The sequence below is a fragment of the Pseudomonas sp. CFBP 8771 genome (assembly GCF_014841695.1).
GTDB classification, from domain to species: Bacteria; Pseudomonadota; Gammaproteobacteria; order Pseudomonadales; family Pseudomonadaceae; genus Aquipseudomonas; species Aquipseudomonas baltica.
Genome location: NZ_JACYUJ010000004.1, coordinates 328,310 through 341,251, shown reverse-complemented (window position 1 = coordinate 341,251; position 12,942 = coordinate 328,310). Strand labels below are relative to the sequence as shown.

9 protein-coding genes and 1 riboswitch are annotated in these 12,942 nt (G+C 64.2%); of the genes, 4 read left to right on the top strand and 5 right to left on the bottom strand.

What is annotated here, in order from left to right:
- Positions 1-108 precede the first annotated feature (108 nt).
- Entirely contained in the window at positions 109-2,013 is a 1,905-nt protein-coding gene (thiC, locus tag IFT80_RS11400; RefSeq protein ID WP_192059034.1) for a phosphomethylpyrimidine synthase ThiC, read from the bottom strand.
- A 151-nt stretch (positions 2,014-2,164) separates the two neighbouring features.
- Positions 2,165-2,269: riboswitch (TPP riboswitch) on the bottom strand.
- A gap of 167 nt (positions 2,270-2,436) precedes the next feature.
- On the opposite strand from thiC, the gene IFT80_RS11395 reads away from it, so the two are divergent.
- Positions 2,437-3,894 (top strand): TolC family outer membrane protein, encoded by a 1,458-nt coding sequence (locus IFT80_RS11395; protein ID WP_122480407.1) that lies wholly within the window; start codon positions 2,437-2,439, stop codon positions 3,892-3,894.
- Positions 3,895-4,471: 577 nt separating this feature from the next.
- Here the strand turns inward: IFT80_RS11395 and IFT80_RS11390 are convergent.
- From IFT80_RS11390 to IFT80_RS11375, 4 genes are all read right to left on the bottom strand, one after another.
- On the bottom strand, positions 4,472-6,247 hold the full coding sequence (locus IFT80_RS11390) for an acyl-CoA dehydrogenase C-terminal domain-containing protein (protein ID WP_192137579.1): 1,776 nt from the start codon (positions 6,245-6,247) through the stop codon (positions 4,472-4,474).
- A 90-nt stretch (positions 6,248-6,337) separates the two neighbouring features.
- On the bottom strand, positions 6,338-8,143 hold the full coding sequence (locus IFT80_RS11385; RefSeq protein WP_122480409.1) for a phenylacyl-CoA dehydrogenase: 1,806 nt from the start codon (positions 8,141-8,143) through the stop codon (positions 6,338-6,340).
- A 194-nt stretch (positions 8,144-8,337) separates the two neighbouring features.
- Positions 8,338-9,087: a TOBE domain-containing protein gene (locus IFT80_RS11380; protein ID WP_192059029.1), complete on the bottom strand. Its 750-nt coding sequence runs from the start codon at positions 9,085-9,087 to the stop codon at positions 8,338-8,340.
- Between the two features lie 9 nt (positions 9,088-9,096).
- Entirely contained in the window at positions 9,097-9,828 is a 732-nt protein-coding gene (locus tag IFT80_RS11375; protein WP_192137578.1) for a ComF family protein, read from the bottom strand.
- A 102-nt stretch (positions 9,829-9,930) separates the two neighbouring features.
- Between IFT80_RS11375 and bioB the strand changes: the two genes are divergently transcribed.
- From bioB to IFT80_RS11360, 3 genes are read left to right on the top strand one after another with little or no spacing between them, the layout of a single operon-like run.
- Positions 9,931-10,989, top strand: a complete 1,059-nt coding sequence (gene bioB / locus IFT80_RS11370; protein WP_122480412.1) for a biotin synthase BioB — start codon at positions 9,931-9,933, stop codon at positions 10,987-10,989.
- Positions 10,990-11,041: 52 nt separating this feature from the next.
- Positions 11,042-12,214 carry an 8-amino-7-oxononanoate synthase gene (gene bioF, locus IFT80_RS11365; protein ID WP_192137577.1) on the top strand — a complete coding sequence of 391 codons (1,173 nt, stop codon included), beginning with the start codon at positions 11,042-11,044 and terminating at the stop codon, positions 12,212-12,214.
- A complete protein-coding gene (locus IFT80_RS11360; protein WP_192055795.1) occupies positions 12,207-12,938 on the top strand; it encodes an alpha/beta fold hydrolase in 732 nt (243 codons plus the stop codon). Before bioF ends, IFT80_RS11360 begins: the two co-directional genes overlap by 8 nt.
- Positions 12,939-12,942 lie beyond the last annotated feature (4 nt).

The following is a 12,942-nucleotide window of genomic DNA, read 5'->3' as shown; positions in this document are numbered from 1 at the left end:
AAGGTTGTTGGGGCATTGGCGGTGCCTGTTCGCGGCCGCTGACCGCTCCTACGGAGGGATCGCAGGAGCGGTCAGCGGCCGCGAAAACCGCACCACCGAAGATACTGACTAGACCTTTTGGTACAGCTGGCTGCCTTCCTGCTTGAAGCGCTGCGCCTGTTCGCGCATGCCCTCCTCCACGCTCAGGTCGACGGCTTCGATCTTCTGGTTGGCCGCGTACTCGCGCACTTCCTGGGTGATTTTCATCGAGCAGAACTTCGGTCCGCACATCGAGCAGAAATGCGCGACCTTGGCCGAATCCTTGGGCAGGGTTTCGTCGTGGTAGGCGCGCGCGGTGTCTGGGTCCAGCCCCAGGTTGAACTGGTCTTCCCAGCGAAACTCGAAGCGCGCCTTGCTCAAGGCGTTGTCGCGGATCTGCGCGCCCGGGTGTCCCTTGGCCAGGTCGGCGGCATGGGCGGCAATCTTGTAGGTGATGATGCCGGTCTTCACGTCATCCTTGTTCGGCAACCCGAGGTGCTCCTTGGGCGTCACGTAGCAGAGCATGGCGCAGCCGAACCAGCCGATCATCGCCGCACCGATACCCGAGGTGATGTGGTCGTAACCCGGCGCGATGTCGGTGGTCAGTGGGCCCAGGGTGTAGAACGGCGCTTCGTCGCAGCACTCCAGCTGCTTGTCCATGTTCTCCTTGATCAACTGCATCGGCACATGCCCCGGACCTTCGATCATGCACTGCACGTCGTGCTTCCAGGCGATCTTGGTCAGCTCGCCGAGGGTTTCCAGCTCACCGAACTGGGCTTCGTCGTTGGCGTCGGCGATCGACCCGGGACGCAGGCCGTCGCCCAGGGAAAAGCTGACGTCGTAGGCCTTCATGATCTCGCAGATCTCGTCGAAGTGCGTGTACAGGAAGTTTTCCTTGTGATGCGCCAGGCACCACTTGGCCATGATCGACCCGCCGCGACTGACGATGCCGGTGACCCGCTTGGCCGTCAGCGGTACGTAGCGCAAGAGCACGCCGGCATGGATGGTGAAGTAGTCGACGCCCTGCTCGGCCTGCTCGATCAGGGTGTCGCGGAACAGCTCCCAGGTCAGGTCCTCAGCCGCGCCGCCGACTTTTTCCAGGGCCTGATAGATGGGTACGGTGCCGATCGGCACGGGCGAGTTGCGGATGATCCACTCGCGGGTTTCATGGATGTGCTTGCCGGTGGACAGGTCCATTACCGTGTCAGAGCCCCAGCGAATGCCCCAGGTGAGCTTGGCCACTTCTTCCTCGATGGAAGAACCCAGCGCGCTGTTGCCGATGTTGCCGTTGATCTTCACCAGGAAGTTGCGGCCGATGATCATCGGCTCGAGTTCGGTGTGGTTGATGTTGGCCGGAATGATGGCGCGGCCGCGGGCGATCTCGTCGCGCACGAATTCGGCGGTGATCTCCCGGGGAATGCTGGCGCCGAAGCTGTGGCCCTTGTGCTGGTCCTTGAGCAGGCCGGCAGCGCGCGCCTCGGCCAGCTTCATGTTCTCGCGGATGGCGACGTATTCCATTTCGGCGGTAATGATGCCCTGGCGGGCATAGTGCATCTGGCTGACGTTGGCGCCGGCCTTGGCGCGGCGCGGGTTGCGCACATGGGCGAAGCGCAGTTTGGTCAGTTCGTCGTCGCTCAGGCGTTGCTGGCCGAAGTTCGAGCTCAGGCCGGCCAGGCGCTCGGTGTCGCCGCGGTCGTCGATCCAGGCCGAACGTATATCAGCCAGGCCCTTGCGTACGTCGATGACGACGCTGGGGTCGGTGTAGGGGCCCGACGTGTCGTAGACGGTCACCGGCGGATTGATCTCGCCCGCGCCGTTGCCGGTCGAGAAGTCGGTGGGCGTGACATCCAGGCTGATCTCGCGCATCGGCACGCGGATGTCCGCACGCGAGCCTTGGACGTAGATCTTGCGTGAACGGGTGAAGGGCTGCACGGAGCCGGAATCGACTTGGGCCGATTCGCTCAAATGCACGGTGTTTTTTGCTTTTGTATTCATCACAGGCTCTCCAGACGGCATCCAGCACGGGAATGTCGGAGCGAACCTGAAAGGCACGGATGCACCCTGTGAACGGATGCTGTGCTTGTACGCGAGGTGCTGTGCAGAAAATGCGCGAGACCCCGGACGAAGCACAAGAGGACTCGCCGAAAGGACGAGAAATCTTGTTCCCTACGCAGGCGTTAACCTGATCAGGTTCAACGGGATCCGGATTATCCGATCTCAGCCTCATAGCAAGGCACCCCGACAAGAACGTGCACAGCATAGACGGCCCGCACACGGAACGCCAACTCCGCCTGCAGGTCTTGATATTGGCCGTTGCGCCGGATTGTTGTGCGGCGCGCCGCGCTCTACACTCGCCCTGCCCCACGCCTATTTTCACAGCTGATGCCCAGACCCAGCTTTCAGACCAAGGATTGCCCCATGCTGCGCAGTAGATTTCCCTCGGCAACGGCCCTCGCCCTGGCCGTGTCCGGTGCCATTCCAGGCATGGCCCTGGCGCAGCAGGCACCGCTGGCGAGCATGACCGACCTGGTCAGCGTCTATCAGGAAGCGGTGCTGAACAACGCCGACCTGGCCGCGTCGCGGGCCGACTACGCCGCGCAAAGCGAAATCGTGCCGCAGGCGCGGGCCGGCTTGCTGCCCAACCTGTCGGCGGGCTACGACATCAACGATACCCGCACGGCGCTGGACCAACCGTCGGCGGTGTACAACCGCAGCGGCAATTCCTACCGGGCGCAGTTGAGCCAGCCGCTGTTCCGCGCCGACCGCTGGTTTCAGCTCAAGGCCGCCAAAGCGGTCGACGAGCAGGCGGCCGTGCAGCTGTCGGCCACCGAGCAGAACCTGATTCTGCAGAGTGCCCAGGCCTATTTCTCGGTGCTGCGCGCGCAGGACAACCTGGCCACCGCGCGTGCCGAAGAGAATGCTTTCCGGCGCCAGCTCGATCAGTCGCAGGAGCGTTTCAACGTCGGTCTGTCCGACAAGACCGACACCCTGCAATCCCAGGCCAGCTACGACACCGCCCGGGCCAATCGAATCATCGCCCAGCGTCAGGTCGACGACGCCTTCCAGGCCCTGATCACGCTGACCAACCGCGAATACAACTCGATCCAGGGCATCGTTCACACCTTGCCGGTGCTGGCGCCGATGCCCAACGACGCGAGTGCGTGGGTCGACACCGCTTCCCGGCAGAACCTCGATCTGCTGGCCAGCAACTACGCCGTGGAAGCTGCCGAGCAGACCTTGCGCCAGCGCAAGGCCGGGCATGCGCCCACGGTGGATGCGGTGGCGCAATACCAGAAGGGTGACAACGACAATCTGGGTTTCAGCAATCCCTCCAATCTGCCGGGCGTGAGCTATGGCAGCGACGTGTCGCAGCGCAGCATTGGGGTGCAGTTGAACATTCCAATCTACAGCGGCGGTTTGACCAGTTCGCAGGTCCGTGAGGCCTATGCGCGGCTCACGCAAAGTGAGCAGCAGCGTGAAAGCCTGCGCCGACAGGTGGTGGAGAACACCCGCAACCTGCACCGTGCGGTGAACACCGATGTCGAGCAGGTGCAGGCGCGCAAGCAGTCGATCATCTCCAACCAGAGCTCGGTGCTGGCCACGGAAATCGGCTATCAGGTGGGAACGCGCAACATCGTCGACGTGCTCGATGCGCAGCGCCAGCTGTACAGCTCGGTGCGCGACTACAACAACACCCGCTATGACTACATTCTCGACAACCTGCGGCTCAAGCAGGCGGCGGGCATTCTGAGCCCCGGCGACCTGCAGGACCTGACACGATTCCTCAAGGCCGATTACAACCCGGACCGGGATTTCCTCCCGCCAGACCTGGCCAAAGCGGCCGAAGCGCTGCTCAAGCCGCCAGCGAAACCATGACCTGACGCGCCGCTGCTACAGGGGGTGGGTGAGCCGCGTCCGGCGTCGAAGCGGGGTGTCAGGTGTATCGCGTCGCCAGTGACGCGGCTTGCGCCGCTGCTACACGGGTCGCGCAGCCCGTAATGAGCCCCACGCGTTCCTGTAGCAGCGGCGCGAGCCGCGTCCGACGTCGATGCGGAGTGTCAGGTGTATCGCGTCGCGAGTGACCGGCTTGCGCCGCTGCTACAGGGGTCGCGCAGCCCGTAATGAGCCCCACGCGTTCCTGTAGCAGCGGCGCGAGCCGCGTCCGGCCTTGATGCAGTGGGTCAGGTGTACCGCGCAGTCGGTGACGCGGCTTGCGCCGCTGCTACAGGGGAAATTATTCGGGAGCGGAAAAAAGAAAACCCCGCCGAAGCGGGGTTTTGCAGACTGTTTCCCATGACATCCATTTCCGTCCGCCGTCCTGGCAGAAATCCTACGTGTCCCTGTTATATCTAGGCGCATCCTGCGCAACGTCCTTGGAGTGAAGATTAACTGTGGATCCAATCTACGGATATAGCTCAAAGACACCACGTGATGTAAGCCAAAGCTTACACCGTCAGAATTGCTCTTCATCCAACAGAAACAGTGACGCGCTGCCAGCATCGACGGCAGCCGCCAACGAGTGGATCCGCGGCAGCAACCGGGCGAAATAAAAGCGCGCAGTGCCCAGTTTGCTGGCATAGAAAGCCTCGTCCTGCCGGCCCAGCGCAGCAGCCGCCATCCTTGTCCACATGTAGGCATAGGCGGTGTAGCCAAAGGCTTGCAGGTACTCGACCGACGCGGCGCCGATCTCGCGCGGGTCGTTCGCGGCGCGGTCCAGAACCCCGGCAGTCAGCGCATCCAAACGGTCCAGCGCGTGGATCAGCGGCTGGGTGAACTCCTGCAACGCGGCGTCGGCATCGGCGGCGTAGGCACGCACTTCGTCGGAAAACAGCTGATAGAACGCACCACCGTTGCCCACCACCTTGCGGCCCATCAGGTCCAGTGCCTGGATGCCGTTGGTGCCCTCGTAGATCTGGGTAATGCGCACATCGCGGACCAACTGCTCCTGGCCCCATTCGCGGATATAGCCGTGGCCACCGAATACCTGCTGGCCATGCACCGTGGTTTCCAGGCCCAGGTCGGTGAGGAAGGCCTTGGCCACCGGAGTCAGCAAAGCCACCATGTCTTCGGCGCGCTTGCGCGTGGCCGGCTCTTCGCTGTACTTGGCGGTGTCCAACTGCAGCGCCACGTAGGTGGAGAACGCCCGCCCGCCTTCATTGCAGGCTTTCATGGTCAGCAGCATGCGCCGCACGTCCGGGTGGACGATGATCGGGTCGGCCATCTTGTCGGCCTGCATGGCCCCGGTGGGCGAACGGCTCTGCAGCCGGTCACGGGCGTACTCCACAGCGTTCTGATAGGAGCGCTCGGCCGACGCTAGGCCCTGAATGCCTACGCCCAGACGCTCGTAGTTCATCATGGTGAACATGGCCGCCAGGCCCTTGTTGGCCTCGCCGACCAGGTAACCGGTGGCGCCATCGAAGTTCATCACGCAGGTGGCCGACGCCTGGATGCCCATCTTGTGTTCGATGGAACCGCAGGACACCGCGTTGCGCGCGCCCAGGTTACCGTCGGCATCGACCATGAACTTGGGCACCAGCAGCAGCGAGATGCCCTTGGGGCCGGGCGGTGCGTCGGGAAGCTTGGCCAACACCAGATGAATGATGTTCTCGGTCAGGTCGTGTTCGCCGCCGGTGATGAAGATTTTCGTCCCGCTGACCTTGTAGCTGCCGTCTGCCTGCGGTTCGGCACGCGTGCGGATCAGGCCCAGATCGGTACCCGCATGGGCTTCGGTCAGGCACATGGAGCCGGCCCAGGTCCCGGCATACATCTTGGGCAGGTAGGTGCGTTTCAGCTCTTCACTGGCATGGGCGTTGATGGACAGGCAGGCACCGGCAGTCAGCATCGGGTACAGGCCGAACGCCAGGCTGGCCGAGTTGACCATTTCCTCGACCTGCGCCGAAATCACCTTGGGCATGCCCATGCCACCGTGGGCAGGTTCGCCACCCACGCCGACCCAGCCACCCTCGGCGTAGGTCCGATAGGCCTGGATGAACCCGGCCGGAGTGGTCACCGCGGTATCGCGCCAGTGGCAGCCCTCTTCATCGGCCGCCCGGCTCAAGGGCGCGATGGCCTGGGCGGTGACCTTGCCGGCCTCCTCGAGAATGGCCTCCATGGTGTCGACATCGACGCTGTCGGCCAGGCCCGGCAGCTGCGCCCAGTGGCTGGCAACGTCGAATACTTCGTTCAGAACAAAGCGCATATCGCGCAGGGGAGCTTTGTAATCCGCCATGGCTGACTCGCAGAAATTCGAGGGCTGAGGTTCGAAAGCCGGGTGGCGCGCTCGGCAAGACGCGCGCCGCCCGGCTGGTTGGCGTACCTGTCAGTAGGACAGGCCGAAGTGCGCTTCGTCCATGTCCATCAGGTTGGCCGCGCCCGAGAGCATGGCGGCAACGTGAGTGCGGGTGCGCGGCAGGATGCGCTGGAAGTAGAAGCGCGCCGTTTGCAGCTTGGCCGTGTAGAACGCGGCATCGCCCGTGCCTTCAGCCAGCTTCTGCGCTGCCACACGAGCCATGTCGGCCCAGAAATAGGCCAGGCAGGCGTAACCCGAATACATCACGTAATCGACCGAGGCTGCGCCGACTTCTTCGCGATCCTTCATGGCGGCCATGCCAACCTTCATGGTCAGCTCGCCCCACTCCTTGTTCAACTGCGCCAGGGGTGTAACGAACTCGGCAACGGCTTCGTTGCCTTCGTTGGCCTGGCAGAACTTGTGCACGATCCGGGTAAAGCCCTTGAGGGCCTCGCCCTGGGTCATGAGTACCTTGCGCCCCAGCAGGTCGAGTGCCTGGATGCCGGTGGTGCCTTCGTACAGCATGGAAATACGGCTGTCGCGCACGTTCTGCTCCATGCCCCACTCGGCAATGAAACCGTGCCCGCCGTAGATCTGCACGCCGTGGTTGGCGGCCTCGAAACCGACTTCGGTCATGAATGCCTTGGCGATCGGCGTCATGAACGCCAGCAGGGCATCGGCGCGCTTGCGCTCTTCCTCGTCCTGGCTGAACTTGAGCACGTCCACCAGCTTGGCGGTGAAATAGACCATGGCCCGCGTGCCTTCGGCGAAGGCCTTGATGGTCAGCAGCATGCGCCGTACGTCCGGGTGCACGATGATCGGGTCGGCAGCCTTGTCGGGCGCCTTGGGGCCGGTCAGCGAGCGCATCTGCAGGCGATCGCGGGCATAGCGCAGGCCACCCTGGAACGCGACTTCGGCATGGGCCAGACCCTGCAGGGCAGTGCCCAGGCGTGCCGTGTTCATGAAGGTGAACATGCAGTTCAGGCCCTTGTTGGCGGGGCCGATCAGGTAGCCGGTGGCGCTGTCGAAGTTCATCACGCAGGTGGCGTTGCCGTGAATGCCCATCTTGTGTTCCAGCGAGCCACAGCTCACCGCATTGCGCGCGCCGATCGCGCCATCGCTGTCAGGCAGGAACTTGGGCACGATGAACAGCGAGATGCCCTTGGTGCCGGCCGGTGCATCGGGCAGGCGTGCCAGCACGATGTGCACGATGTTGTCGGCCATGTCGTGTTCGCCGGCAGAAATGAAGATCTTCGTGCCGCTGATTGCATAGCTGCCGTCGGCCTGGGGTTCGGCCTTGGTGCGCAGCATGCCCAGGTCGGTGCCGCAGTGCGGTTCGGTCAGGCACATGGTGCCGGTCCACTCGCCGGACACCAGCTTGGTCAGGTAGGCCTCTTGCTGCTCGGGCGTGCCGTGGGCGGAAATGGTGTTCATGGCGCCGTGGGACAGGCCGGGGTACATGCCCCACGACCAGTTGGCGCTGCCGATCATCTCGCTCACCGCCAGACCGAGGGATTCGGGCAGGCCCTGGCCACCGTGTTCGACGTCATGGGCCAGGCTTGGCCAGCCGCCTTCGACGAACTGTTTGTAGGCCTGCTTGAAGCCGGTCGGCGTCTTCACGCCGTCTTCGCTCCAGGTGCAGCCTTCGATGTCGCCCACACGGTTCAGCGGCGCCAGTACCTGTTCGCAGAACTTGGCGCCTTCTTCGAGGATGGCATCGACCATGTCCGGGGTCGCATCCTGGCAGCCGGGCAGGCTTTGATAGTGCGCTTCGTAGCCGAGCAACTCGTCGCGGACGAAGCGAATATCACGCAAGGGGGCCTTGTACTCAGGCATAGCGATAAACCTCTGCTGATGAATTCCGATGGGTTCGACCTGCGACAGGTTGTCGCTATCAAACGGCTGTTTGAAACATACGTTTACGCCTGCGCAAAGTCAATACCCGCCCGGCGGCCGTCACGGTGCAGTGGCGGCTGCGGGCTGGCTCGCTGAAAAGGGGGATCGACAGGGTTCGGCGGGTATGGCGCGGGTTAGAGCGGAGTACCGAGTAGAACGTTGGCAGGATCGAGCCACACATTGACCGAGTCGCCCTCGCGGATCGAGCAGTGCTCGGAAAGTGCGCACAGGGTCTGCCCATTCGCCAGGCCGATACGCATTTCGCAAGGCCCTCGAGCGTCCTTCAGGACCTGCTCCAGCACACCCTGCAGGCAGCTGTGACCAGGCATGGCGGGGGCATCCAGTGGCAACACGCACAACCAACCCGCCTTGATCAAGGCCACCACACCAGCGCCGGGCACCAGCGTCAGGGTTTGCGTGCTGTCATGGGTGATCTGCGCGCGCAGGCTCAACCCGGCGCCCAGGTCCAGGGTGATTTCGTCGTTGCGCCCTTGAGCGTCGATGGCAGTCACGCGGCCGTGCAGTTGATTGCGGGCACTGGTACGCAGCATGAGTCGGCCCAGCAGGTCGAGGTCGCCGACGTCCTCGGCGGCTTCGAGCACCTGCGCCTGCAAGGCCTGGAGCTTCTGGTAAAGGCGCAGCATGCGCTGCCCTTCCGCGGACAAGCACGCGCCACCACCGCCCTTGCCGCCCACGACCCGTTCGACCAGCGGCGTTTGGGCCAGGTTGTTGAGTTCGTCGATGGCGTCCCAGGCGCCCTTGTAGCTCAGGCCAGCCGCCTTGGCGGCACGGGTGATCGAACCCTGCTCGGCGATATGACGCAGCAGTTCGATGCGTTGCGGACGACGTGCGATGTACTGGGCAAGCAAAGGAGGCAAGGTCATGGCCCAAGGCTACTCGGGCTTGGCCGTGCGCGCCAGACAGTAGACGTCGACCCGCGCGGCGCCGCCCTCGCGAAGCAGCGTGGCCAGGGCCTGCGCGGTGGCGCCGGTGGTCATCACATCGTCGACCAAGGCGACGTGCACTCCATCGAGCACCGCACCGGGCATCAAGGCAAAGGCGCGTTCCAGGTTGTGCAGGCGCGCCTTGGCGCCCAGTTCCTGCTGCGCCTGGGTCTCGCGCGGTCGTTGCACCAGGGTCGAATCGCAGTCGATGTGCAGTGCCTCGGACAACCATCGAGCGAGCATTTCAGCCTGGTTGAAACCCCGTCTGCGCAGGCGTTTGCGCCCCATGGGCACCGGGATCAGCAACTGCGGGCGTGGCAACCCTTCATTGAAACGATGATCGAGCCAGTGACTGGTCAACTCGGCCAGCAAACGTCCGTAGGGCCACTGGCTGTTGTGCTTGAAGCGGGTGATCAGACTGTCGAGGGGGAAACCATAGTGCCAGGGGGTTTCCACCTTGCCGAATGCGGGTGGCCGGCGCCGACAGGGCGCGCAGGTGAACCCACTCATCGCCAAGGGCAATGCGCACACCGTGCACTGCTCCTCCAGCCAGGGAAGGTCGCATTCGCAGGCCTCGCACAGGGCATAGGGATTGCCCGACGCTTCGTCGCACAGCAAGCAAATCTGATCAGTTTCTAGCCACTTGTAGACCTTGGCGCCTACAGAAGGTTGACAGTGCATGGAGCTTCCTTAATCATGCCCGCATTCGACTCAATAGCCGCGTTGCGCCCATGGACATTGCAGCGTCCCTGCGCGCGCCCAAGCATAAACAAGGAATCGCCGATGAGCGCCAGTACAACTGCAACCGTTCGTCACGACTGGACCCTGGCCGAGGTCAAGGCGCTGTTCGTGCAGCCGTTCAACGACCTGCTGTTCCAGGCGCAAAGCGTGCACCGGGCGCATTTCGACCCCAATCGGGTCCAGGTCTCGACCCTGCTGTCGATCAAGACCGGCGCCTGCCCCGAGGACTGCAAGTACTGCCCGCAATCGGGGCACTACAACACCGGGCTGGAAAAAGAAAAGCTGATGGAAGTGCAGAAGGTGCTCGAGGAAGCCGCCCGCGCCAAGGCGATCGGTTCGACGCGATTCTGCATGGGCGCGGCCTGGAAACACCCCTCGGCCAAGGACATGCCGTACGTGTTGCAAATGGTTGCCGGGGTCAAGGCGCTGGGCCTGGAAACCTGCATGACCCTGGGGCGCCTGGACGAAGACCAGACCAAGGCGCTGGCCCAGGCCGGCCTCGACTACTACAACCACAACCTGGACACCTCGCCGGAGTTCTACGCCAGCATCATCACCACCCGCACCTACAGCGAACGCCTGCAGACCCTGGCCCACGTGCGCGACGCCGGCATGAAGATCTGCTCCGGCGGCATCCTGGGCATGGGCGAGTCGCTGGACGACCGCGCCGGGCTGCTGATCCAGTTGGCCAACCTGCCCGAGCATCCCGAGTCGGTGCCGATCAACATGCTGGTGAAAGTGGCCGGTACACCGCTGGAAAACGCCGAGGATATCGACCCGTTCGATTTCATCCGCATGCTGGCCGTGGCGCGCATTCTCATGCCGCAGTCCCATGTACGACTCTCCGCCGGGCGTGAAGCGATGAACGAACAGATGCAGGCCCTGGCCTTCCTGGCCGGAGCCAATTCGATCTTCTACGGCGACAAGCTGTTGACCACGGCCAACCCGCAGGCGGACAAGGACATGCAGTTGTTCGCCCGCCTGGGGATCGCTCCCGAAGCGCGCGAAGAACACGCCGACGAGGTCCATCAAGCGGCCATCGAACAGGCCCTGGTCGAGCAGAAGAGCAGCGACCTGTTCTACGACGCCGCGTCCGCCTGACCCTGCGCCGGCCCCAGCGGCCGGCGTTCACCCCCTGCCATTCGAGGCCTGCATGCCCTTCGACCTCAGCGCGCGCCTGGCCGAGCGCCGCGCCGCCGACCTCTATCGTCAGCGTCCATTGCTGCAAAGCCCGCAGGGGCCATGCGTGGTGGTCGATGGCCAACCGCTGCTGGCTTTCTGCAGCAACGACTACCTGGGCCTGGCCAACCACCCCGAAGTGATCAAGGCCTGGCGCGAGGGCGCCGAGCGCTGGGGCGTGGGCGGTGGAGCATCGCATCTGGTGGTCGGTCACAGCAGCCCTCACCACGCGCTGGAAGAGGCCTTGGCCGAATTGACCGGGCGTCCGCGGGCGTTGCTGTTTTCCACCGGCTACATGGCTAACCTGGGGGCGGTCACCGCCCTGGTGGGGCAAGGCGATACCGTGCTGCAGGACCGGCTCAACCACGCCTCGCTGCTGGACGCCGGGCTGCTCAGCGGCGCGCGCTTCAGCCGTTACCTGCACAACGATGCCGCCAGCCTGAACACGCGCCTCGACAAAGCCACCGGCAATACGCTGGTGGTGACCGATGGCGTCTTCAGCATGGACGGTGACCTTGCCGAGCTGCCGCAACTGGCCGCTTCGGCCCGCGCCAAGGGTGCCTGGCTGATGGTCGACGATGCCCACGGGTTCGGTGCCCTGGGCGCCACCGGTGGCGGTATCGTCGAACACTTCGGGTTGGGGTTGGACGATGTGCAGGTGCTGGTCGGGACCTTGGGCAAGGGCTTCGGCACTGCGGGCGCCTTCGTAGCCGGCAGCGAGGAACTGATCGAGACGCTGGTGCAGTTCGCCCGGCCCTACATCTACACCACCAGCCAGCCACCGGCGCTGGCCTGCGCCACGTTGCGCAGCCTGCAGCTGCTGCGCAGCGAGCACTGGCGGCGCGAGCACCTGGCGACCCTGATCGCGCAGTTCAGGCAGGGCGCTGCCCGGTTGGGCCTGACCTTGATGGACAGCTTCACGCCCATTCAACCCATTCTCATCGGCGACGCCGGGCGAGCCCTGCATTTGTCGCGTCTGCTGCGCGAGCGCGGAGTGCTGGTGACGGCCATTCGCCCGCCAACGGTGCCCGTCGGCAGTGCGCGATTGCGGGTCACGCTTTCGGCCGCTCACAGCAGTGCCCAGGTGCAGCGACTGCTCGATGCGCTGGCTGAGTGCTACCCGCTGCTGGGAGCTGAACATGCTTGATCGCTTGATCCTGCTACCTGGCTGGGGCCTGGGCAACGGTGCTTTGGATCCCCTGGTCGCCGCCTTGCGAGGGCTCGCTGAACCCGTGCAGGCGCGGATCGAAGCCTTGCCCGAGCCCGGTTCCATCCAGCTTTCCGACTGGCTCGACGCGCTCGACGAACGCCTGCCGGACGGTGTCTGGCTGGGCGGCTGGTCGCTGGGAGGCATGCTTGCTGCCGAACTGGCGGCGCGCCGTGGCGAGCGCTGTCGTGGCTTGCTGACGCTGGCCAGCAACCCCTGTTTCGTGGCCCGGGCCGACTGGCCGGATGCAATGCCCGCTAAGACGTTCGAAGCGTTTCTGGCCGCTTGCGAGGCGGATCCGAAAAACCTGCTGAAGCGCTTCGCGTCGCTTTGTGCGCAAGGCGCTGCTGATCCGCGCGGGCTTTCTCGGCGACTGGCGGTTGCTGAGCCGACTTCGACACAGACGTTGGTGGAGGGCCTGCATGTGCTGGCGGAGCTGGATACCCGGGCCGCGTTGCAGGCGTTTGCCGGGCCGCAACTGCACCTGTTTGCCGGGAACGATTCGCTGGTGCCTGTTGGTGCCGTAAGCGCGTTGCGGGAGCTGCTGCCAGAGGCGGAGATCGGCCTGGTCGAGCAGACCAGCCATGCGTTCATGCTGGAGGACTCGCAAAGGGTCGCCGGTGCAATTCAGGCCTTCCTGCGTGAGCGAGGTTTTGATGAATAACGGC

What these genes read in the sequence shown, in the direction of transcription:
- IFT80_RS11375 (WP_192137578.1), bottom strand. Translation starts at nt 9,828, where the DNA reads ATGCACTGTCAACCTTCTGTAGGCGCCAAGGTCTACAAGTGGCTAGAA.
- bioB (WP_122480412.1), top strand. Translation starts at nt 9,931, where the DNA reads ATGAGCGCCAGTACAACTGCAACCGTTCGTCACGACTGGACCCTGGCC.
- IFT80_RS11390 (WP_192137579.1), bottom strand. Translation starts at nt 6,247, where the DNA reads ATGGCGGATTACAAAGCTCCCCTGCGCGATATGCGCTTTGTTCTGAAC.
- bioF (WP_192137577.1), top strand. Translation starts at nt 11,042, where the DNA reads ATGCCCTTCGACCTCAGCGCGCGCCTGGCCGAGCGCCGCGCCGCCGAC.
- IFT80_RS11360 (WP_192055795.1), top strand. Translation starts at nt 12,207, where the DNA reads ATGCTTGATCGCTTGATCCTGCTACCTGGCTGGGGCCTGGGCAACGGT.
- IFT80_RS11380 (WP_192059029.1), bottom strand. Translation starts at nt 9,087, where the DNA reads ATGACCTTGCCTCCTTTGCTTGCCCAGTACATCGCACGTCGTCCGCAA.
- thiC (WP_192059034.1), bottom strand. Translation starts at nt 2,013, where the DNA reads ATGAATACAAAAGCAAAAAACACCGTGCATTTGAGCGAATCGGCCCAA.
- IFT80_RS11395 (WP_122480407.1), top strand. Translation starts at nt 2,437, where the DNA reads ATGCTGCGCAGTAGATTTCCCTCGGCAACGGCCCTCGCCCTGGCCGTG.
- IFT80_RS11385 (WP_122480409.1), bottom strand. Translation starts at nt 8,143, where the DNA reads ATGCCTGAGTACAAGGCCCCCTTGCGTGATATTCGCTTCGTCCGCGAC.